The organism is Acidovorax sp. DMC1 (assembly GCF_056314325.1).
This window is the reverse complement of record NZ_JBQUYO010000010.1, coordinates 94857-116950: the sequence shown is the minus strand read 5'-3', so window position 1 is coordinate 116950 and position 22094 is coordinate 94857. Positions and strand designations below refer to the sequence as shown.

Genomic DNA, 22094 nt, shown 5'->3' with positions numbered 1-22094 from the left:
ATTGGGCCTATCCTGCGCTGTCCTGATTTTCTGGAGCTGCCGTGCCTGCTGTGTCCCGCCTGCGCACCACCCTGTGCATTGCCGCCCTGGCCCTGGCCGGTGCGTTGCTTGCGGGCTGCAGCACGGTGCGGCTGGCCTACAACCAGGTACCCCACCTGGCGTACTGGCAGCTCAACCGTTACCTTGACCTGTCGGACGCGCAGACAGAGCGCGTGCGGGGCGACCTGGGCGAGCTGCACCGCTGGCACCGCGACACCATGCTGCCCCAGCATGCCGAGCTGCTGCAAAGGGTGCAGCAGCAGTTGCCCGCCACCATCACCGCCGAGCAGGCCTGCCGCATCTACGAAGAAGCCCGCGCCCAGCTGGACAAGGTACTGGCCCAGGCCGAGCCCAAGGTGGTGTGGCTGGCCTCTCAGTTGACCGAGGCACAGATCCGCAACCTGGAGCGCAAGCAGGCCGACAGCAATGCAGACTGGAAATCCGAGTGGCTGGACCTGCAACCGGACAAACTGCGCGAGCGCCGCTTCAAGGACTTCTCATCGCGGCTCGAAACCTTTTATGGCCCGCTGGACGAGCCGCAGAAGGCCGTGCTGCGCGCCTTCGTCGCCCAGTCGGCGTTCGACCCGCAGCGCACCTATGCCGAGCGTGTGCGCCGGCAAAAGGACCTGGTGCAGGTGCTGCGCAGCATCCAGGCCGACCGCAGCAACACCGCCCAGGCCCGCACGCTGATGCTGGGTTTTCTGGACCGCGTGGTGACGTCGCCGGATGGCGCCTACCAGCGCTACGCGCAAGCGCTGGTGGCCGAGGGCTGTGAGGGGTTTGCGCGCCTGCACAACGCCATGACGCCAGCCCACCGGCTGCGCGCGGCGCAATCCCTCAAAGGCTATGAGCAGGACTTCCTGTTGCTGGCTGCGCGCTGAGGTGCCATGCCATCGGTAGTGCGCAAGCGTTGCTGCCGCAGGGGCGTGAAGGTCAGCAGAACATCATCGCCAGCAGGGCCGCATCCTCGGCCATGTTCTGCAGGGCATAACCCGCCAGCCGGTAGGCCAGCACGGTGGCGTGCGCGATCAGATCCTGGGCGGTCATGGCGGTGGCTGGGTGTACGGGGCTGGGTGTGGGCGGAAATCACATGCCGCCGCCACAGCGGCTGGCCCAGCAAAAAGGCCGATAGCTCGTGGAAGCTACCGGCCTTGTTGACTGTGGTGCCCGGGGCCGGAATCGAACCGGCACGCCTTGCGGCGGGGGATTTTGAGTCCCCTGCGTCTACCAATTTCACCACCCGGGCGGAATATGTGAAGCCCTGAATTATGGCACAGTAGGGCGTATGAAATATCCGACGATTGAAGACGCGGTAGGCAACACGCCGCTGGTGGCGCTGCAGCGCATTGGGGCCCAGGACAACGCGGCGCGTGGCAATGTGGTGCTGGGCAAGCTCGAAGGCAACAACCCCGCAGGGTCCGTCAAGGACCGGCCTGCACTGTCGATGATCCGCCGCGCCGAGGAGCGGGGCGACATCCGCCCCGGCGACACGCTGATCGAGGCCACGTCGGGCAATACCGGCATCGCGCTGGCGATGGCCGCAGCCATCAAGGGCTACCGCATGGTGCTGGTGATGCCGGAGGACTTGTCCATCGAACGTGCGCAGACCATGAAGGCCTTTGGCGCCGAGCTGGTGCTGACCCCCAAGAGCGGCGGCATGGAGCACGCCCGCGACCTGGCCGAGGCCATGCAAAAACGGGGCGAAGGCAAGGTGCTGGACCAGTTTGGCAACCCCGACAACCCGCGCATTCACTACGAAACCACGGGCCCCGAGATCTGGGAGCAGACGGGCGGGCGCATCACCCACTTTGTGAGCGCCATGGGCACCACGGGCACCATCACGGGCGTGTCGCGGTTCCTCAAGGAGAAGAACCCGTCCATCCAGATCATCGGCGCACAGCCTGAAGAGGGCTCTCGCATCCCGGGCATCCGCAAGTGGCCGCAGGAGTACCTGCCCAAGATCTACGACGCCAGCACCGTGGACGAGCTGGTGTACGTGAGCCAGGACAACGCCGAAGACATGTGCCGCCGCCTGGCGCGCGAAGAGGGCATCTTTGCGGGCATCTCTGCCGCCGGCGCGTGCTGGGTGGCGCAGCAGATCGCCGCCCGCGACAGCAATGCCACCATCGTCTTCATCGTGTGCGACCGGGGCGACCGGTATTTGTCGACCGGGGTGTTTCCTGCATGACCGGTGGTGCGGGGTGCAGGATGGGCTCCATGGCCACCGCCCGACGCCTCTGCGCAGGGTTTTTAGTCAAAATGGCTGCTAGCGCTATTTGAATATGCCTCAGTAGCTACATAAAAGATAGCATATGCACTACGAAGTCCGTTTTTGCCCCCACTGCGCGACCGAGCTGCAGCCCATCACGCTGGCCGAAGATGGCGGCGACAAGGAGCGGCTGCGCTGCCCCGCCTGCGGCTGGACGCACTGGAACAACCCCACGCCCGTGCTGGCCGCCATTGTGGAGATCGACGGCAAGGTGCTGCTGGCGCGTAACGCGGCGTGGCCGGGCAAGATGTTTGCGCTGATCACCGGCTTCATGGAGGCAGGCGAGTCGCCCCAGGAAGGCATTGCACGCGAGGTCAAGGAAGAGACCAACCTCGATGTGCAGTCCACCACCTTGGTGGGTGCCTACGAGTTCTTGCGCATGAACCAGGTCATCATTGCCTACCACGTGGTGGCCACCGGGCAGGTGCAACTGTCGCCCGAGCTGGTGGACTACCGGCTGTACGATCTGCCAGATCTCAAATGCTGGCCTGCGGGCACGGGCTACGCGCTGGCCGACTGGCTGCGCACGCGCGGCCATGAGCCCGTGTTTTTCACGGCTGAAGAAAATGCAGAGCGCCGCCGGGGGCTGGACGAACAAGCCCCGGCCGCGACGCCGCCTAAGGATTGATGACCATGGACATTCACAAAGAAATCGACACGCGGGGCCTGAACTGCCCCCTGCCCATCCTCAAGGCCAAGAAGGCGCTGTCGGACATGGCGAGCGGCCAGCTACTGAAGGTGGTGGCCACCGACAACGGATCGCTGCGCGACTTTCAGGCGTTTGCCAAGCAGACCGGCAACGAGCTGGTGGAGCAGCAGACCGTGGGCGAGGAGTTCATCCACATCCTGCGCCGCCGTTGAGCGTAAAAATAGCTGCCAGCGCTTATCCAATAAGCACTGGCAGCTATCGATTTTGAAGTTTTAGAGGGCTTGGCCGGCTGCGTTTACAGCGCCAGGTTCTTCAGGTACTCCCGGAAGTGCGCCCCCACCTGCGGGTGTTGCAGGGCCAGTTCCACCGTCGCTTCCAGAAACCCTTCCTTGCTGCCGCAGTCGTAGCGTTTGCCTTCGTACTGGAAGGCGTAGACGGCTTCATTGTTCATCAGGCGCGCAATGCCGTCGGTGAGCTGGATCTCGCCGCCCACGCCCCGTGGCTGGTTGCGGATCTCGTCAAATACGCCGGGCGTGAGGATGTAGCGGCCCGCCACGCCCATGCGCGAGGGGGCCTCGGCGGCCTTGGGCTTTTCGACAATGCGCTGGATGCGGATCAGCGGGCCACCGGCGGGCTCGCCCGCCACGATGCCGTACTTGTGCACCTGGTCCTCAGGCACCTCTTGCACGGCGATCACCGAGCGGCCTTGCTGGCGGAAGGCGGTTGCCATCTGCGCCAGTACCGGCTGACCGCCCTGGGGGCCGACCATCAAATCGTCAGCCAGCAGCACGGCAAACGGCTCCTTGCCCACCAGCGGCTCGGCGCACAGCACGGCGTGGCCCAGGCCCAGCGAGCGGGGTTGGCGTACAAAGGCGCAGTCCATGTCGCTGGGCTGGATGGAGCGCACCAGCTCCAGCAATTCCTTCTTGCCGGCCGCTTCCAGCTCGGCCTCCAGTTCGTAGGCGGTGTCGAAGTGGTCTTCAATGGCGCGCTTGCTGCGGCCTGTCACAAAAATCATGTGGCGGATGCCGGCGGCGTAGGCCTCTTCCACTGCGTACTGGATCAGCGGCTTGTCCACCACGGGCAGCATCTCCTTGGGGCTGGCCTTGGTGGCGGGCAGAAAACGCGTGCCCAGTCCGGCAACGGGGAAAACGGCTTTGCGAACGGTCGTGGCAACAGTCATGGGGCTCCTCTGGACGGATGGGTGGCGGTGTGCCCGGGCTGCGCTGCAGCCCGCAACCCACACCGGCAAAACATGAAAACGAGGCGGGCAGCCCCGACGGGGCGGGCTGCCATGGCGCAGTATGGCCCGGGTTTTAGCCCAGCCGTGTCAGCTGATCGCGCAATCTGCCCAGCGTGGCGCCGAAGTCGGCAATGCGCTTTTTCTCCTGCTCGATCACCGCCGCAGGGGCCTTGGCCACAAAGGCTTCGTTGGACAGCTTGTTGTTCGCCTTGGTGATCTCACCGTCGATGCGGGCGATTTCCTTGGACAGGCGGGCCTTCTCGGCCGCCACGTCGATCTCCATGTACAGGCACATGCGGGCGTCGCCCACCACGGCCACGGGTGCAGCCTGGGCGGCGGCGGCCCAAGCGGCCTCGTCGTCAAACACCTTGACCTCGCTGAGCTTGGCCAGGGCCTGCAGCACCGGGCCCACGCCACGCATGAACTCGGCGTCGCCCACCACGTACAGGGGCAGGCGGGTGGAGGGAGACACGTTCATCTCGCCGCGCAGCGCGCGGCATGCGTCCACCAGGCCCTTCACGCGGCCCATGTGGGCGATAGCAGCTTCGTCGATCTTGGCCGGTTGGGCTTCGGGATAGCGCGCGATGCTGACCGATTCGCCCGGGATGCCCGCCACGGGCGCCACCACCTGCCACAGGGCTTCAGTGATGAACGGGATGATGGGGTGGGCCAGGCGCAGGATGGCTTCCAGCGTGCGGATCAGCGTGCGGCGCGTGGCGCGTTGCTGCGCTTCGGTGCCGTTCTGGATCTGCACCTTGGCGATCTCCAGGTACCAGTCGCAGTACTCGTTCCAGACAAAGTCGTAGATCGTGTTGGCCACGTTGTCCAGGCGGTATTCCTCGAAGCCCTTGGCCACCTCGGCCTCGGTCTTTTGCAGCAGCGAGGTGATCCAGCGGTCGGCCTGGCTGAACTGCATGTACCCGTGGGCGCTGCCGCCGGGCTGGCATTCTTCCTTGGTGTGCTCTTTCAGGCCGCAGTCCTGGCCCTCGCAGTTCATCAGCACGAAGCGGCTGGCGTTCCAGAGCTTGTTGCAGAAGTTGCGGTAGCCCTCGCAGCGCTTGCTGTCGAAGTTGATGCTGCGTCCCAGCGACGCGAGCGCCGCAAAGGTGAAGCGCAGGGCATCGGCACCATAGGCCGGAATGCCCTCGGGGAATTCCTTTTGCGTGTTCTTGCGCACAGTGGGCGCGGTCTCGGGTTTGCGCAGGCCGGTGGTGCGCTTGTCCAGCAGGGGCTCCAGCGCAATGCCGTCGATCAGGTCCACCGGGTCGAGCACGTTGCCTTCGGACTTGGACATCTTCTTGCCCTGCGCGTCGCGCACCAGACCGTGGATGTACACGTGCTTGAACGGCACGCGGCCCGTGAAGTGCGTGGTCATCATGATCATCCGGGCGACCCAGAAGAAGATGATGTCGTAGCCCGTGACCAGCACGGTGCTGGGCAGGTACAGGTTGAAGTCGTCGGTTTCGGTGGTGCCTTGGTTCGGCCAGCCCATGGTGCTGAAGGGCACGAGGGCGGACGAGTACCAGGTGTCCAGCACGTCCTCGTCACGGCGCAGCTTTTTACCTGGGGCCTTGGACTGCGCCTCGGCTTCGGTGCGGGCGACGATCACGTTGCCGTCTTCGTCGTACCAGGCCGGGATCTGGTGGCCCCACCACAGCTGGCGGCTGATGCACCAGTCCTGGATGTTGTTCATCCACTGGTTGTAGGTGTTCACCCAGTTCTCGGGCACGAACTTCACATCACCGCTGGCCACGGCGTCGATGGCCTTTTGCGCAATGCTCTTGCCGGTGGGGTCCTGGTCGCTGACCTTGCTCATGGCGACAAACCACTGGTCTGTCAGCATGGGCTCGATCACCTGGCCGGTGCGGGTGCAGATGGGCACCATGAGCTTGTGCTTCTTCACCTCCACCAGCGCGCCGATGGCTTCGAGGTCCGCCACCACGGCCTTGCGGGCCACGAAACGGTCCATGCCCTGGTACTTGGCGGGCGCGTTCTCGTTGATGGTGGCCTGCAGCGTCAGCACCACGATCATGGGCAGCTTGTGGCGCTGGCCCACGGCGTAGTCGTTCTGGTCGTGCGCGGGGGTGACCTTGACCACGCCCGTGCCGAATTCCTTGTCCACGTACTCGTCGGCGATCACCGGGATCTGACGGTCGCACAGCGGCAGGTTGACCATCTTGCCGATGAGGTGCGTGTAGCGCGCGTCCTCCGGGTGCACCATCAGCGCCACGTCACCCAGCATGGTCTCGGGGCGGGTGGTGGCCACCGTCAGGCTGCCCGATCCATCGGCCAGCGGGTAGGCGATGTGCCACAGCGAGCCGTCTTTTTCTTCGCTCTCGACTTCCAGGTCGGACACGGCGGACTGCAGCTTTGGGTCCCAGTTCACCAGGCGCTTACCGCGGTAGATCAGGCCTTGTTCGTACAGCTTCACGAAGGTGTCGGTCACAACGGCACTGAGCTTGTCGTCCATGGTGAAGTACTCGCGGCTCCAGTCCACGCTGTCGCCCATGCGGCGCATCTGCGTGGTGATGGTGTTGCCGGACTTTTCCTTCCACTCCCACACCTTGCTCACAAAGTTCTTGCGCGCCTCGGGCGGGGTCGGGCCCATGTCGTAGCGGCTGATGCCTTGCTCTTGCAGCTGGCGCTCCACCACGATCTGCGTGGCGATGCCTGCGTGGTCGGTGCCGGGCACCCAGACGGTATTGAAGCCCTTCATGCGGTGGTAGCGCGTGAGGCTGTCCATGATCGTCTGGTTGAACGCATGGCCCATATGCAGCGTGCCCGTCACGTTGGGCGGGGGCAGCTGGATGGAGAAAGCGGGCTCGCCCGCCTGGGGCTGGCCCGTGCCACGGTGGCCTGCGGTGCCATACCCGCGCTTTTCCCATTCGGGGCCCCAGTGGGCTTCCAGTGCAGCGGGTTCAAACGACTTGGACAGGCTTTCGAGGCCGGGTTGTGGTTGGGGCGTGCTCATGGGTCTGGCAGTGGGGTGTGGCAGTGGGGGCCGTGGGGCGGAGCAGCCGCAGGGAGCGCTCCGACGAACAAGAGGGTGAACCGCACATTTTAAGGGACCGCCACCCCGGCGCTGGCCCCGCAGGGCCTTCGCCCGTTCGGGGGCGGCGCACCGTCTGTCGGCCGATTCTTTCCAATGGTTACCTTGTGCCTGGGTGTGCGGGTGAATGCGTCCTGATAATCCCGCCCGGCGGAGTGGGAAGGGCGCGGCAACGTGAACCAGGCTCCGCTTACGGATCACGATCTACAACAAGGTCTGGTGCAGTGGCTTGCGGGGCGTTCAGCCTTCCGGTGCCACGGAGCCAGGCCGTCACAATCATCCGAACCTATGACGTTTCAATCTGCCTGGCGCCTGGGCCTGGTCAAGGTCTTTGCCTATGCGCTGCTGGCGCTGTTTCTGGTGCCCGCGGTGACCTACGTGTTCACCCGCCATGTCCAGACCGACCAGGACACCCGTTTTGTGGCCGGCATCAGCCAGCGCATCGATGCCGAAAAGGGCCTGCCCGCCGACGAGAAGCAGGCGCGCAAGGACTATTACCGCAGCAACCCGCCGTCCACCATCTGCAGCAATGCAGACCCCGAGGCCCGCGAATACCGCGAGGCGCTGTGCGACACCTTCGCCGATGTCTGGCAGTTCCACATGGCGCGCAAGCTGTCGCTGTGGACGCTGGTGGCCAGCGCGGCGCTGCTGCTGGCGGTGCTGGGGCTGGGGGCGCTGGCGTTTGCTGACCGCACGCTGCAGTACGCGAGCTTTGTGGCGGGCTGGCGCCTGACCTCCTGGGCCAGCGCCACGGCGCTGGTGGTGCAAGGGGCGATGGCAGTGTGGCTGTCGTTCTGGGTCACGGCGTTTTTCTTCCACAAGTACTCGCCCAAGCTGGTGCTGTTTGTGGGGTTTGCCGTGGCGGCGGGTGTGCTGGTGGCAGTGGCGGGCATCTTCAAGCGGGTGCAGTCCAGCAACCAGGTGGTGGGCGAGCTGGTGGCCGAGGCCGATGCGCCGCTGCTGTGGCAGCGCATCCGCCACCTGGCGCAGCGCCTGAAGACAGAGCCGCCCCGGCACATCGTGGCTGGCATTGATGCCAACTTCTTTGTCACCGAGGCCCCGATCACCGTGGGCCAACAGACCCTCACGGGCCGCACGCTGTTTGTGAGCCTGCCGCTGCTGCGCATCCTGGACCAGACCGAGGCCGACGCCGTGCTGGGCCATGAACTGGCCCACCTGCGCGGGGGCGACACGCGGCGCAGCGCACAGCTGGGGCCCAAGCTGGTGCAGTTTGACCACTACCGCCACGCCATCCGCACGGGCGGGCTGTCGGCCATGGCGTCGCCGCTGCTGGACCTGTACCGCACCATTTTCGAAATCGCCCTGGCCAGCGACAGCCGCGAGCGTGAGTTCAAGGCCGATCGCCTGGCAGCCAAGCTGGTGAGCCCGGCGGCGATTGCACAGTCGCTGGTCAAGATTGCCGCCTACGCCCAGTACCGCTACCGCATCGAGGACGAACTGTTCGGCCGCAACGAGCGGCACGACAACAGCACGCTGGGCATTGCCAGTTTTGTGGCCCAGGGCCTGGCGCCGTACGCAGCATCGCCCGACTTTGTGGATGCGATGAAGACGGCCAATGTGCCGCACCCCTTCGACTCGCACCCCGCAATGCCCGAGCGCCTGCGCAACGTGGGCATGGCCCTGAAAGAGCGCGACTACGGCGCGATTGCCGTGCGTGCGCCCGCCACCACCTGGGTGCAGGAGATATTGACCGCCGACGCGATTGAGCAGCGGCTGTGGAGCGCTTACGAGCAGCAGTTTGCGCAAGACCACGAGCGCAGCCTGGCCTACCGCTACGAGCCCGCCAACGAGCAGGAGCGGGCCCTGGTGTTGCAGTACTTTCCGCCCGTGGTGTTTGCCCTCAAGGGCGACGCGACGGTGGAGGTGAGCATCGACGGCATCCGCACCTCGGCCGATGAGACCACAGTGTTCTGGGACGCCATCAAGGGGCTGGAATTCAAGGAAAGCAGCTTTGGCAACGCGCTGATCGTGACCCACCCCGAGAAGAACGCCCTGGGCCTGGGCGCCAAGACCAGCAAGATCAAGCTGCCCGGCCTCAAGAAGGACAAGGACCAGTTCAACGCCGTGGTCAGCCACTACTGGCAGCGCCACCAGATCATGCGGGCGCAGCAACAGGCAGCGGGATAGTTGCTATCTTTTGTATAGCTGCTCGGGCAATGGGATGTAGCGCTTCAGCGCTATAAGAACCTGTTCAAGATCTTTTAGGGAATCGCATCGGAGTGCAATCGGGATGAGTGGATGCTTCGGATGCGCCGCATGGGCTCGTGCCCATGCGAGCAGCCGGGGCGTCCAATCGCCCGATTTCACTCCAACCCTTCGGGCAAGTGCCTTGCCGGGCGGTCTGCGGCGTTGCGGCGCTCGCGGATAGCCGGGCTATCCACTGCGCCCCGCGCCTTGCATCCCATCCCGGCAAGGTACTTGTGCGACCCCGAAAAGATCTTGAAAAGGTTCTAAGGCCCAAAATTCCATCGCAAAGCGGTGGGAGGGCCGTTTGACGGGGCTGCGCACCCCCTCCAGCGCAGCCAGCCCCGTGGACCGTGGAGGTCTGGGGGCAGGTTGGCTTACTTGCGCACAAACTCCGGCCGGTCGTTCTGCTGGGGCTTGAGCGGCGCATCCACCTTGCCTTCGGCGCGTTCCTTGCGCCATTGCTCCTTGCGCGCCGTCCACTCGCGCAGGCGGGCGTGGGCCACAGTGCTGTCTTTTTCCATTTGCTCGTCGTTGGCCAGCTGGGCCGACAGCTCCAGGCGGATGCCGTTGGGGTCGAAGAAATAGATGCTCTTGAAGATGTGGTGGTCCGTCACGCCCAACACTTCCACACCATGCGCCTCCAGGCGCTGCTTGGTGTTTTCCAGCTCCTGCACGGTGTTCACGCGGAACGCAATGTGGTTGACCCACAGGGGCGTGTTGGGCGAGGGCTCGGCCTTCACGTCGTCGCCCAGGTCGAAAAAGGCGATGAACGAGCCGTCCCGCAGGCGGAAGAAGAAGTGGGTGTAGGGGCAGTACTCGCCGGTGCTGGGCACATAGTCGCTCTGGATGATGTGGTACAGCGGCAAGCCCAGGATGTCTTCATAGAACTGGCGCGTTTCCTCGGCGTCGCGGGCCTTGTAGGCGTAGTGGTGCAACTGCTGGATAGGGGCGGGTGCCGGCAGGCTGGCCAGGTCGGTCGGGTTCAGAACGGCGTTCATGCAGAGTCTCCTCAAATCGGTGAACGTAATTCTACTATTCGTAATTGATTTACGTTAAGTTAATTTTCGTCTGTCCGCCGGTGGATTACACTGCGCGTCCCTTTGGTTATTTCCGCCGTCGCGGAGGCCCGACTCCCATGCGCCTGTAAGCCCCTTCCAAGCAGTTCCCCCTGATCGCCCGCACCGGGCCGGGGGTTGTGTGTCTTGTACGGAGCGCAGGCTATGCCGACATCCAAGCGAGGGGCTGGAGCCCCTGGCATCCGCCGTGTTGCCAATTCTTTTACTTCTCCATCGATTTCTTCTTCGTCCGTGGCACCTGCGCATACCGATGCGGCAGGCTCCCCCACGGGACCGCTGCATCTGAGGTTTCAGGATGTCCGCTGGCATCTGCCAGATGGGCAGGCGCTGTGGGACCGCCCGCTGAACGTGGCCGTGGGCCCTGGCCTGACCGGTGTGGTGGGCGCCAATGGCAGCGGCAAAAGTGTTTTTCTGCGGTTGGCGATGGGGCTCTGCCAACCCCATGGCGGGAGCGTTTGGCGTTGCGACGCAATCTTTGCCGTGGCGCAGGATGTCCCGGCAGACCCCGGCTCGACCGTGGCCGATCTCGCAGGCCTGGGACCGGTGTTGCAGGCAATGGCGCGGCTGGATACGGGGCAAGGCACTGCGGACGACCTGGTGCTTGCCGAAGGCCGTTGGGACTTGCCGGTGCGCTGGGCGCGGGCGTTGTCGGCCCTGGGCCTGGCGGGCTTGTCGCCAGGGCATGCGGCGCACCAGCTCAGTGGCGGCGAGCGCATGCGCGTGGCGCTGGCCGGGGCCTTTTTGTCCGGCGCCGACTTGCTGCTGCTGGACGAGCCCACCAACCATCTCGATCGCCCGGCCCGGCGATGGCTCCTGGACGCCCTTGCTCAGTGGGGCGGCGGCGCATTGGTGGCCAGCCACGACCGGGAACTGCTGGCCGGCGTGGGCAGCATCCTGGCGCTGTCACCCGCGGGGCTGCATCGCTACGGCGGAAACTGGGCCCTGTACCAGGACCAGCGCGCGGCCGAAGCCGCAGCGGCCCGCGCTGCACTGGAGCACGCCCGCACCGAGCGCAGCCGGGGTTTGCGGTCGCTGCAGCGTGAGCACGACGCCCAGTCGCGCCGCGCGGCCCGGGGGCGCGAGGAGGGGCGCACTGCCAACCAGGCGTCTGTGCTGCTGGACCGAAAGAAGAACAATGCCCAAGCCCATGCGGGCCGCGAACATGAACGCCAGCAACAGGAGCGCCAGCGGTTAAACGACGCGATACGCGAAGCGGCCGCCCGCGTGCCGCCGCAGGACTTGCCCACGCTGGTGTTGCCACAGAGCAGGGTGCCAGCGGGCAAGCTGGTGCTCGCGTTCGAGGACGTGCAGGTGCCCCACGCGCCACCGGGCCAGCCACGGCTGGACGGCACCTGGAGCGGCCCCCTGCGCATTGCCGTCACAGGGCCCAACGGTTGCGGCAAAAGCAGCCTGCTGCGGTTGATCGCTTCGCCCGATGAACCGGCGGCTGGCCGCGTTCGTCGCCCCGTGCGTGCGGCCTGGCTCGACCAGCACCATGCGGCGCTGCGGTCTTCGCAGCACGGGGTGCTGCACCACCTGCAATCGCTCCACACGCCGCTGCCCGAGGCCGTGTTGCGCACGCATCTGGCGCAGCTGGGGCTGGGGGCCGACCGGGTGCTGCGTCCCGCCTGCGCGCTCAGTGGCGGTGAGCGCATGAAGGCTGCGCTGGCCTGCGCGCTGTGGTCGGGCGAGCCCGCGCAGATGCTGCTGCTCGACGAGCCCACCAACCATCTGGATGTGGAGGCCACGCAGGCGTTGCAGTCCGCGTTGTTGGCCTTTACTGGCGCGGTGATTGTGGTGTCACACGACTTGGCGTTCCTGCAGGCCGTGCGCCCTGACAGGGTGTGGGCCTGGCGTCCTACCGGCTGGGATCTGGACGGATCGCTCGGCGATGTCTGAGCGCGCATAAAAAAGCCGCCCGCTGCGCCATGGCAGGGGCGGCTGTGCAGCGCCATGCCGCCGTGGGGCGGCCGCTGTGTTGCTGCGTGTTGTTTACTGCTTCACGGCTTCGATCTGCACCACCAGGCGCACGTTCTTGGGGAAGCCCCATTCCACGCCGTAGTTCATGCCCCACTGGGTGCGGTCGATGGTGGCTTCAAAGTCGCCGCCGCACACTTCGCGCTTGAGCATGGGGCTGTCGTAGCAGTTGAACTGGTTGGCCTTCAGGGTCAGGGGGGCGGTCTTGCCCAGCAGCGTGAGCTGGCCTTCCACGCTGGCGACCTTGTCACCGTTGAAGACGAACTTGCTAGAGACAAACTTCATCGTGGGGTGCTTGGCCGCGTCGAACAGGTCGGCGCTTTGCAGGTGCTTGTCAAACGCAGGGGTGCCCGTGTTCACCGAGGTCACGTCGAACGTGATCTCTGCCTTGCCCGACTTGCCGGCCTTGTCGAACTGGACAGTGCCTTCCTTCTTGTCGAAGCGGCCACGGTTCACGGCAGCGCCAAAGTGGCTGATTTCGAACGAGGCGAAGGTGTGCGTCGGGTCGATGGCGTAGTTGGCCGATTGGGCTTGGGCAGCACCGGCGAACAGGGTGGCAGCGGCGGCCAGGGCGAAGAGGGACTTGCGCATGGAAACTCCTGATGGGTCAAAAAGGAAAGGACAAAGGGAAAGGGGAGGCCGCTAGCAGCGGCGGCCAAATGCAAAGGGGCGCAGCGCTCAGAGCTTGCCGATGCCGGTCAGCGCGAGCTTGAACTTGACCTGTACGTCGTCGGCCACCATGGAGGTGTCGGCCCACTCGTTCTCGCCGATCTTGAAGGCCAGCCGCTTGATGGGCAGCGCGCCTGTGGCGGTGGTGGTGGTGCCGTTCTGGGTCAGCGTCACGGGCACCACCACGTTCTGGCTGTTGCCCTTGATGGTGAGCGCACCCGCCACTTCAAACTTGCCGCCGCCCAAGGCCTTGATGCTGGACGACACGAACTGGGCTTGCGGGAACTTGGGCACGTTGAACCAAGCGGGCTTGGGCAGCTCCGCATCGGTCTCGCGCGAGCCCAGCGTGGCGCTGCCGGTGTCCACTGTGAACGCGATCTTGCTGGTGGCCAGCTTGGCGGGGTCAAACGCGACCTGTGCGCTGAACTTCTTGAACTGGCCTTCGAGCGGCACACCCATCTGGCGGGCGGTGAACTGCACCTCGCTTTGTGCGGGCACCAGTTGTTGCTGGGCCAGGGCGGCCTGCGCGCCAGCGGCGAGCGCAGCGCCGATCACGATGCGGGACAGGGTAGTGGACAGTTGCATGCAGAAACTCCGTTCAAATCTCAAAAAAGGTGAAAGCGGCGGCCGGGGCGCGGATGGGTGCGTGGCCTTTGGGCTGGCCAGGCGCCGGCCTTGCGGGGCGGCGGCGCCTGAAGGGCGGAAGCGGGTTATTTCCCCGGCAGCATGCGGTGCAGCAGGCCGTCCCGGTCTACCAGATGGTGCTTGAGCGCGGCGGCGATGTGCAGCACGGCCAGTGCAGCCAGTGCAAACGCGGTGTACTGGTGCCAGGGCTTGATGGCCTCGGCCAGGTCCTTGCTCACCGGCACAAAGTCGGGCAGCTGCCACAGGCCCAGGAACACGATGGGGAACCCCGCTGCCGAGCTGTAGGCCCAGCCAATCAGGGGCACGGCAAAGAACAGCACGTACAGCAGATGGTGGGTGCCGTGGTGCGCCAGCTTCTGCCAGCCGGGCATGGTCATCTCAACCACCTTGGGCAGCGCCGGGGGGCGGTGCGTGATGCGCCACAGCAGGCGCAGCGCCGACAGCACCAGGATCGTCACGCCGGCCCATTTGTGCCAGTTGTAGAGCTTGAGCCGCTGGGGCGAAAAAGGCAGGTCGGCCATGTAGACGCCGACGCCAAACAGCGCGATCAGCGCCAGGCCCAGCACCCAGTGCAACAGCATGGCCGTGCGCGTGTAGCGGCGGGGGGTGTCGAGGGTCGTGGTGGCAGTGGCTGTCATCAGCGAATCAAAAAAGTGCGTGTGAAAAAGAGAGGGAGCGCGGGCTGCGAAGGCCATCCCGTGGGGTACCGCCATAGTGCGGCGGTGGGGCAGTGTAGGAAGCGCTGGCGACGATCTGCTTCAGGCAGATTGACGCTTTAGTTCAAATTTATTGAACCGATAGGCCTTGAGCGCTCAAAGTTCCCCAATGCTGTGGAAATTTTGTAGCGCAGCCATAGGGCACGTTGGCACTGCACCGGCGTGGAGCCTGCAGCGCACACGCTGGTGCACGCGCGCGGCCAGTGAATGCAAGGGGCGGCGGTTGAAAAAGCACAGCGGTGAAGGCCGCTGTGCAGGTGCGGAAGGCGCTACAGCGCCCCGGCGGTGCCTGCCTGGGTAGTGCCTCGGTAAGGGGCTTGTCGGCTTATCGGGCCAGCGCAGCCTGCTTCCAGGCGCTGGCAGCGGCGGTGTCGTCGCCGCGTTGCTCGGCCAGCTCGGCCAGGTGGCGCCAGGCGCTGGCACGCAACTGAGGATCGCTGAGCTGCTGCGTTGCCTGTGTCAGCAACTGCTGGGCCTTGCCCCACAGCTGCCGCTTGAGGCACGCCATGCCTGCCAAGTACTGCAGGCGCGCGTCGCGCGGGTTGGCCTGCTGGGCCGATTCGATGCGGGCCAGCCAGGGGGCATCAAGCGCATCCAGCCCCGCCTCCAGTGCGCGCACCAACTTGAGGGCGTGTTGCTCGGCCAGGGCATCGGGCAGCTCGACCATGCGGTCCCACACGGGCAGCAGCCAGGCCCGCACCTGCGTGGCATCACCGCCCAGGGCCGCCAGCCGCTGGGCGGCGTGGATGGCCAGTTCGGGCATGTTGCGCTCGCTGGTTTCCAGCGACAGCCAGATCTGCTGCAGCTGGGCGGTGTCGTGGGCGCTGTTGATGAGTTCGGTGGCCAGGCCGCGCACGATGCTCTGCGCCGCATTGGGCGAGAACGCGCGGTGTTTGCCCAGCAGGCGTGCGGTGTCCAGCGCCTCTTGGGTCTGGCGTGCCAGCCGCGTCGCCTTGAGCTTGATGCGCAAGGCCAGGGTGCGGCGGGCAGCCCCCAGGGGCAGGGCTGCCAGGCGGTCGAGCGCTGCAGGGGCATCGCGGTCGTCCAGCGACCAGCGGGCGGCGCGCATCTGGGCGCCTTCGTGCATTTCCTGCTCGTTCACGGAGCCGCGCATGGGGGCTTCCTGCAGTGCGTCCTGCAAGTGGCTTTCGCGCGTGGCGCGGTCTTGCAGGGCGTGGGACGCTTCTGCCGCAATCATGTGGGCCAGCGCGCGCAGCTGCTTGCCGTGGGGCACGGCCTCGCCGCTGGCCTCCAGGGCGTGTTCTTGCGACAGCGCCGCCACAGCGGCCTTGCGCGAGCGGATGAACCGGCCGCCCAGCATGTGGGTCAGCGCATCAAGCAGCGCGCCATGCATGGCACGCTCTTTTTGTTGCACGCGCCAGCGGCGTGCCTGGTGCGGCAGTTCCAGCAGTGCCGCAAGGGCCCGCAGCGCCGCGTACACGGTGACGAAACCGCCGACCAGCAGCAGCACCACCATGTTGAGCGACAGGTCGATGCGGTAGGGCGGCCAATACAGGGTGACCGTACCCTGGTTGTTGCCCGCAAACAGCGCGGCCGCAACCGCCACCCCGAACAAGCCCAGAAGCCAAAGTGCTGCGCGCATGGTGTCAACGTCCGGCAGCGGCGGTGGCCAGGGCCGACAGGGTTTCGTCCAGACGCGGCAGCTCGGCCGCCTTCATGCTGGCCTGGGCCTGCTGCAGGGTCGAAGCCACGTTCTGCGTGCGGCGCGATGCGGGGTCGAAATATTTGTTGAGGGCTGCGGTGGCCGCGGCCAGGTCCGAGCGGGCCGACTCGAACTGCCGGGCCAGGATGCCCAGGCGCGCGTTGAGCAGCTTGAACTTGAGGTTTTCGCGCAGGAAGAAGGTCTGCTCGGGGGCCAGCAAGATGGCCTCGGGCTGGTCGATACGGCTCACGCGCACCAGGCTGCGGGCCTCGTCGCGCACCACCTCCCAGCTGCGCTGCAGGGCCGCCTGCCACCACGCCAGGCCCTCGGTGGGGGCGGGGGTGCTGCCGGGCATTGCGGGGCCGGTGGACAGGCGCTTGGTTGAGGCAGCCTGGGCCACGGCATTGAGCACGGGCAGGTCGTCCACCTGGCGCACCAGTTCGTCCAGGCGGGCGAGCAGGCCGGCGGTGTCGGTCACGGTGGCGCGGGTCAGGCGGTCCAGGTCGCGGCCGATGGCGCGCTGCACAGGGGCGAGGCGGGGCTGGGCAGAGCGCTCGATGCGTTGGTTGGCGCTTTTGAGGGCAGCCACCAGGGGCTCCAGGCTGCCGGTGAGCTGGGCCTGCTGTTGCGCCAGACGGATGGCCGACTCAATGTCCACCACGAGGTTTTCATCGCGCGAGCGCGACAGGCTTTGCATCAGTTCTTCGAGCTGGCTGCGCTGCAGGGCGACTTCGCTCACGCGGGCCTCGGCCACCGACAGGCGTGCGGCCGTGTCGCGCACCAATTCTTCGGCCTGGCGGGCCATGGTGCGGGCCTCGATGGCCAGGGCGCCCGAGTCGGCGGACTGCCGGGCCAGTTGTTCCTGGATGGCGCTGAGCTTTTGCCACAGCAGGCCGCTGCTGACCAGTGCGGCCACCGCCACGGTGCCTAGCAGCAAGGTCATGGCGCCGCTCCGGCCGGCGGCGGGTGCTGCGGCCGAGGGGGCCGGGCTCACTGCCGGCGCGCCCACGGCGGCAGCCACAGGGGCTGGAGGGGGCGTGGAGGGCAGATCGTCAGGGGGCGCAGAACTCATGCGGTCGATTCTATCGAGGCCACCACGTCTTCCAGCGCCGGACGGCATTCCCGCACGGTGCCAAAGCCCGCTGCGCGGGCCGCTTCGGCGATGCGCGGGTGGGTGGCCAGCGCATGGGCAGCGCCCCAGTGCTGGACCGGCAGGGCCTCGGCCAGGTGGGCCACCGCCTCCGAACTGCTCAGCAGCCAGACGGAGCCATCACGCGCCGCCTGTTGCGCCAGCGCCACCTCTTGCGCCGTGAAGCGGGGGGCGCCGCGTTGGTAGGCCACCACAAACTCCACCTGACCACCCCGCGCCTCGATCTGCTGGGCCAGCCACTCGCGGCCGTTGCCTTGGGGCGATTCGTGTGCGCTCTGGGGTGTGGCGGAGCGGCCGCGCACGATCAGCACGCGGTCGCCGGGCTGCACCTGGGGGGCCACCTGCTGCCACAGTGCCTCCGAGTCGAACTGGGGCGCGTCGGGCGCAGGTCCGTCGATGGCGCTGCGCGGCACGCCCGCCTGCTCCAGCGCGCGGGCTGTCCCCGGGCCGGGTGCCCATGCTCTTGTTTTTGTAGCTGCCAGGGCATGAACATCTAGCACTACAGGGCGGTTTTGCTCAAAAAAGTGCACCACGGCATTGCCGCTCACAAACATCAGGGCGCGGTAGGTGTCGACGTTGGCGCGGGCCGTGTCCAGCGCCTGCTGCATGGCGGTGTCCGTGCAGGGACCAATCGCAATCAGGGGCAGCGCCACAGCCTGTATGCCGTGTGCGCCCAGTTGCGTGACCCAGTGCGCCGCTTCGCGGGCGGGGCGTGTGACGATGACCCGGGGCGCTGAGGTGCCCATCTCAGGCCGGGGTGATGCCGCGCGCACCCCCAGCACGCAGGCGTTGCGCAATCGCGTCGCCCAGGGCTTCTGCCTGCGCCAGCGTGGTGACCGCGGCGGAGGCCTGGGCGCGCACCAGCGGGGCTTTGTCCTCGGGGTCGCCCCAGGCGGCGTCCAGCTGCAGCACGCCCTGGGTGAAGGTGCCGTGCGCTGCCAGGGGCATCGAGCAGCTGCCGCCCATGGCGCGGCTGACGGCGCGCTCGGCGGCCACGGTCAGCCAGGTGGTCTGGTGCGCCAGCGGCGCCAGCGCGTCGATCAGGTCTTGCCGGTCGCTGCGCACCTCGATGCCCAGCGCGCCCTGGCCTGCCGCGGGCAGCATCGCATTGGGTTCGAAGGTGGTGCGTATCCGGGCTTCCAGCCCCAGGCGCTTGAGGCCTGCGGCCGCCAGCACGATGGCGTCGTACTGGCCTTCGTCCAGCTTGCGCAGGCGGGTGTCGAGGTTGCCGCGCAGGGGCTCGATCTTCAGGTCAGGCCGCAGGGCCTGCAGCAGCACCTGACGGCGCAGGCTCGATGTGCCCACCACGGCACCCTGCGGCAGCGCGTCCAGGTTCTCGTAGCGGGGGGAGACAAAGGCATCGCGCGGGTCTTCGCGCTCCATCACGCAGGCCAGGGCAAAGCCCTCGGGCAGCTCCATGGGCACGTCCTTGAGCGAGTGCACGGCAATGTGGGCGCGGCCTTCTTCCAGCGCCACTTCTAGCTCTTTCACAAACAGGCCCTTGCCGCCCACCTTGCTGAGGGACTTGTCCAGAATCTGGTCGCCCTTGGTGGTCATGCCCAGCAATTGCACGCTGTGGCCCCGGGCTTCGAGCAGCGCTTTGACATGCTCGGCCTGCCACAGTGCAAGGCGACTTTCGCGCGTGGCGATGACGATGGGGGGCGTTGGCGAGGGGCTCAAGTTCGTAACCTGTTTGTAATTATTCGGCGGCGCAGGATGCTAGCATGCGCCCGCACTGGGGCTGGTGCGGCCTGCGGCCATGCGGGCTCCACGCGCCAGGCCATCCCACCCATCCCGGAGACTCCCGCATGAAACGATCCGACAAGGACCAGCCCCTGATTGACGACATCCGCCTGCTGGGCCGCATTCTGGGCGACGTGATCCGTGAACAGGAGGGGGTGGAGGCCTACGAGCTGGTCGAGCAGGTGCGCAAGCTCTCGGTGGCCTTCCGCCGCGACGCCGACCAGGAGGCCGACCGAGCGCTCAAGAAGCTGCTCAAGTCCCTGTCGGGCGACCAGACGGTGAGCGTGATCCGCGCCTTCACCTACTTCAGCCACCTGGCCAACCTGGCCGAAGACCGCCACCATATCCGCCGCCGCGCCGTGCACGAGCGTGCGGGCGACACGCAGGAGGGCAGCATCGAGGTCGCCCTCTCGCGCCTGCGCTGGGCTGGCATCGCGCCCAAGACCATTTCGCAAACGCTGGCCGGTAGCTACGTGGCGCCCGTGCTGACCGCCCACCCTACCGAAGTGCAGCGCAAGAGCATTCTGGACGCCGAGCGCGACATCGCCCAGTTGCTCGCCACGCGCGACGACATCCAGGTGCGCGCCCAGCTCTACAACAGTGCCAAGGATGCGCTCACCCCGCGCGAGCTGGCCGCCAACGAAGCCCTGCTGCGTGCCCGCGTGGCCCAGCTGTGGCAAACGCGCTTGCTGCGCTACAGCAAGCTCACCGTGGCCGACGAAATCGAAAACGCGCTGTCGTATTACGAAGCCACCTTTCTGCGCGAGATCCCCAAGATCTACGCGGACCTGGAAAACGAGCTGGGCCAGTACCCGGTGCACAGCTTCTTGCGCATGGGCCAGTGGATTGGTGGGGACCGCGACGGCAACCCCAATGTGACGGCGCAAACCCTGCAATACGCCCTGAGCCGCCAGGCCGAAGTGGCCCTGCGCCACTACCTGACCGAGGTGCACTACCTGGGCGGCGAGCTGTCGCTATCGGCCCGCCTGGTGCAGGTGTCGGCCGAGATGGAGGCCCTGGCCCAGCGCTCGCCCGACACCAACGAGCACCGCGTGGACGAGCCCTATCGCCGCGCGCTCACTGGCATCTATGCGCGCCTGGCAGCATCGCTGAAAGACCTGACCGGTGGCGAAGCCGCGCGCCATGCTGTAGCGCCACAAAACGCCTACGCCAGCGCCGAAGAGTTCCTGGCCGACCTGCGCGTGATCGAAGCGTCACTGAAGTCCCACCACGGCGAAGCGCTGGCCGCAGAGCGCCTGCACCCGCTGATCCGCGCCGTGCAGGTGTTTGGCTTTCACCTGGCCACGGTGGACTTGCGCCAGAGCTCCGACAAACACGAAGAAGTGGTGGCCGAGCTGCTGGCCAAGGCGCGCATCGAACCCAACTACGCCAGCCTGCAAGAAGCCGCCAAGCGCGCCCTGTTGATCAAGCTGCTGAACGACGCGCGCCCGCTGCGCGTTGTGGGCGCTGAATACTCGGCCCACGCCCAGGGCGAGCTGGCCATCTTTGAAACCGCCCGCGTGATGCGCGAGCGCTTCGGGCATGAGGCGATTCGCCACTACATCATCAGCCACACCGAAACGGTGAGCGACCTGCTGGAGGTGCTGCTGCTGCAAAAGGAGGTGGGGCTGATGAACGGGACCTTGGACACCGAGTCCAAGAACCACCTCATCGTGGTGCCGCTGTTTGAAACCATCGAAGACCTGCGCAACGCCGCGCCCATCATGCGCGAGTTCTATGCCCTGCCCGGTGTGGCAGCATTGGTGCAGCGCAGCGGCGGCGAGCAGGACATCATGCTCGGCTACAGCGACAGCAACAAGGACGGTGGCATCTTCACCAGCAACTGGGAGCTGTACCGCGCCGAGATTGCCCTCGTCGAACTCTTCGACGAACTTGCCACCACCCATGGCATTCAGTTGCGCATGTTCCATGGCCGGGGCGGCACGGTGGGCCGGGGCGGTGGCCCCAGCTACCAGGCCATTCTGGCGCAGCCGCCCGGTACGGTGCGCGGGCAGATTCGCCTGACGGAGCAGGGCGAGGTCATTGCGTCGAAATACGCCAACCCCGAAATCGGGCGGCGCAACCTCGAAACATTGGTCGCCGCCACGCTCGAAGCCACCCTGCTGCAGCCCACCAAGCCTGCGACCAAGGCCTTCCTGGACGCCGCCGCGCAGCTCTCGCTGGCCAGCATGGGCAGCTACCGCGCGCTGGTGTACGAAACGCCCGGCTTCACCGACTACTTCTTCAACTCCACGCCCATCCGCGAGATCGCAGAACTCAACATCGGCTCGCGCCCCGCATCGCGCAAGGCCAGTCAGAAGATCGAAGACCTGCGCGCCATTCCGTGGGGCTTCAGCTGGGGCCAATGCCGTCTCACGCTGCCCGGCTGGTTCGGCTTTGGCTCGGCGGTAGAGGCTTTCATCAACACCGAAGGCAAGGACCCCAAGGCCCAGCTGGCGCTGCTGCAGAAGATGTACCGCCAGTGGCCGTTCTTCCGCACCCTGCTGTCCAACATGGACATGGTGCTGGCCAAGAGCGACCTGGCCCTGGCCTCGCGCTACAGCGAACTCGTCACCGACGCCCGCTTGCGCAAGAAGGTGTTCACCAGCATTGAGGCCGAGTGGCACCGCACGGCCGACGCGCTCACCCGCATCACGGGCGACAAGCAGCGCCTGACGCACAACGCGGCGCTGGCGCGGTCCATCAAGCACCGTTTCCCCTACATCGATCCGCTGCACCACTTGCAGGTCGAGCTGGTGCGCCGCTGGCGTGCAGGGCAGGGCGACGAGCGGGTGCAGACCGGGATTCACATCTCCATCAACGGTATTGCAGCAGGGCTGCGCAATACGGGCTGATCGGACCGCAGGGCAGTCCCGTCTTCGCCTCTGGACCTGCCGCCTGCGCGGCGCGAACCCATAACAAAAAGGGCTCCTAATGGGAGCCCCGTTTGTTTGGCCAGTGCGGGAGCGTGTGTCTAAAACACCTCCCATGGCAGCAG

17 protein-coding genes and 1 tRNA gene are annotated in these 22094 nt (G+C 66.3%); 7 read left to right on the top strand and 11 right to left on the bottom strand.

Annotated elements, in window-relative coordinates; all coding sequences use genetic code 11:
- Positions 1 to 41 precede the first annotated feature (41 nt).
- Complete coding sequence (locus tag ACT531_RS19135; protein WP_476018448.1) at positions 42 to 920, top strand: DUF6279 family lipoprotein; 879 nt, start codon at positions 42 to 44, stop codon at positions 918 to 920.
- A 280-nt stretch (positions 921 to 1200) separates the two neighbouring features.
- On the opposite strand, the gene ACT531_RS19130 is transcribed toward ACT531_RS19135, so the two are convergent.
- A tRNA-Leu gene (locus ACT531_RS19130) sits at positions 1201 to 1285 on the bottom strand.
- A gap of 39 nt (positions 1286 to 1324) precedes the next feature.
- Here ACT531_RS19130 and cysM point away from each other — a divergent pair.
- The 3 genes from cysM (at position 1325) to ACT531_RS19115 (ending at position 3169) form a co-directional block, all read left to right on the top strand.
- Positions 1325 to 2227 (top strand): cysteine synthase CysM, encoded by a 903-nt coding sequence (gene cysM / locus ACT531_RS19125; RefSeq protein WP_296336463.1) that lies wholly within the window; start codon positions 1325 to 1327, stop codon positions 2225 to 2227.
- A gap of 124 nt (positions 2228 to 2351) precedes the next feature.
- Positions 2352 to 2936 (top strand): NUDIX domain-containing protein, encoded by a 585-nt coding sequence (locus ACT531_RS19120; protein WP_476018447.1) that lies wholly within the window; start codon positions 2352 to 2354, stop codon positions 2934 to 2936.
- A 5-nt stretch (positions 2937 to 2941) separates the two neighbouring features.
- The gene (locus ACT531_RS19115) at positions 2942 to 3169 is read left to right on the top strand and encodes a sulfurtransferase TusA family protein (RefSeq protein WP_056067086.1); all 228 of its coding nucleotides are present in this window, start codon (positions 2942 to 2944) and stop codon (positions 3167 to 3169) included.
- Positions 3170 to 3252: 83 nt separating this feature from the next.
- Here ACT531_RS19115 and galU read toward each other — a convergent pair whose 3' ends face one another.
- The gene (gene galU, locus ACT531_RS19110; RefSeq protein ID WP_476018446.1) at positions 3253 to 4140 is read right to left on the bottom strand and encodes a UTP--glucose-1-phosphate uridylyltransferase GalU; all 888 of its coding nucleotides are present in this window, start codon (positions 4138 to 4140) and stop codon (positions 3253 to 3255) included.
- A 133-nt stretch (positions 4141 to 4273) separates the two neighbouring features.
- Entirely contained in the window at positions 4274 to 7171 is a 2898-nt protein-coding gene (locus tag ACT531_RS19105) for a valine--tRNA ligase (RefSeq protein ID WP_476018445.1), read from the bottom strand.
- Positions 7172 to 7537: 366 nt separating this feature from the next.
- Between ACT531_RS19105 and ACT531_RS19100 the strand changes: the two genes are divergently transcribed.
- Positions 7538 to 9397, top strand: a complete 1860-nt coding sequence (locus tag ACT531_RS19100; RefSeq protein ID WP_476018444.1) for a M48 family metallopeptidase — start codon at positions 7538 to 7540, stop codon at positions 9395 to 9397.
- A gap of 434 nt (positions 9398 to 9831) precedes the next feature.
- Here the strand turns inward: ACT531_RS19100 and ACT531_RS19095 are convergent, their stop codons facing one another.
- Positions 9832 to 10455: a VOC family protein gene (locus ACT531_RS19095; RefSeq protein ID WP_476018443.1), complete on the bottom strand. Its 624-nt coding sequence runs from the start codon at positions 10453 to 10455 to the stop codon at positions 9832 to 9834.
- Between the two features lie 309 nt (positions 10456 to 10764).
- Between ACT531_RS19095 and ACT531_RS19090 the strand changes: the two genes are divergently transcribed.
- The gene (locus tag ACT531_RS19090; RefSeq protein WP_476018442.1) at positions 10765 to 12432 is read left to right on the top strand and encodes an ABC-F family ATP-binding cassette domain-containing protein; all 1668 of its coding nucleotides are present in this window, start codon (positions 10765 to 10767) and stop codon (positions 12430 to 12432) included.
- Between the two features lie 93 nt (positions 12433 to 12525).
- On the opposite strand, the gene ACT531_RS19085 is transcribed toward ACT531_RS19090, so the two are convergent.
- The 7 genes from ACT531_RS19085 to hemC form a co-directional block, all read right to left on the bottom strand.
- On the bottom strand, positions 12526 to 13101 hold the full coding sequence (locus ACT531_RS19085) for a YceI family protein (RefSeq protein ID WP_015015334.1): 576 nt from the start codon (positions 13099 to 13101) through the stop codon (positions 12526 to 12528).
- 87 nt (positions 13102 to 13188) lie between these two features.
- Positions 13189 to 13764, bottom strand: coding sequence for a YceI family protein (locus ACT531_RS19080; RefSeq protein WP_015015333.1), 576 nt, complete (start codon positions 13762 to 13764; stop codon positions 13189 to 13191).
- Between the two features lie 125 nt (positions 13765 to 13889).
- The gene (locus ACT531_RS19075; RefSeq protein ID WP_110960366.1) at positions 13890 to 14462 is read right to left on the bottom strand and encodes a cytochrome b; all 573 of its coding nucleotides are present in this window, start codon (positions 14460 to 14462) and stop codon (positions 13890 to 13892) included.
- A 403-nt stretch (positions 14463 to 14865) separates the two neighbouring features.
- Positions 14866 to 16143 (bottom strand): heme biosynthesis HemY N-terminal domain-containing protein, encoded by a 1278-nt coding sequence (locus tag ACT531_RS19070; RefSeq protein ID WP_476018441.1) that lies wholly within the window; start codon positions 16141 to 16143, stop codon positions 14866 to 14868.
- 4 nt (positions 16144 to 16147) lie between these two features.
- Positions 16148 to 17275: a uroporphyrinogen-III C-methyltransferase gene (locus tag ACT531_RS19065; RefSeq protein ID WP_476018440.1), complete on the bottom strand. Its 1128-nt coding sequence runs from the start codon at positions 17273 to 17275 to the stop codon at positions 16148 to 16150.
- Positions 17272 to 18099: a uroporphyrinogen-III synthase gene (locus tag ACT531_RS19060; protein WP_476018439.1), complete on the bottom strand. Its 828-nt coding sequence runs from the start codon at positions 18097 to 18099 to the stop codon at positions 17272 to 17274. Before ACT531_RS19060 ends, ACT531_RS19065 begins: the two co-directional genes overlap by 4 nt.
- A 1-nt stretch (position 18100) precedes the next feature.
- Complete coding sequence (hemC, locus tag ACT531_RS19055; protein ID WP_110960003.1) at positions 18101 to 19033, bottom strand: hydroxymethylbilane synthase; 933 nt, start codon at positions 19031 to 19033, stop codon at positions 18101 to 18103.
- Positions 19034 to 19161: 128 nt separating this feature from the next.
- Between hemC and ppc the strand changes: the two genes are divergently transcribed.
- A complete protein-coding gene (gene ppc / locus ACT531_RS19050) occupies positions 19162 to 21951 on the top strand; it encodes a phosphoenolpyruvate carboxylase (RefSeq protein WP_476018438.1) in 2790 nt (929 codons plus the stop codon).
- Positions 21952 to 22094: the final 143 nt, after the last annotated feature.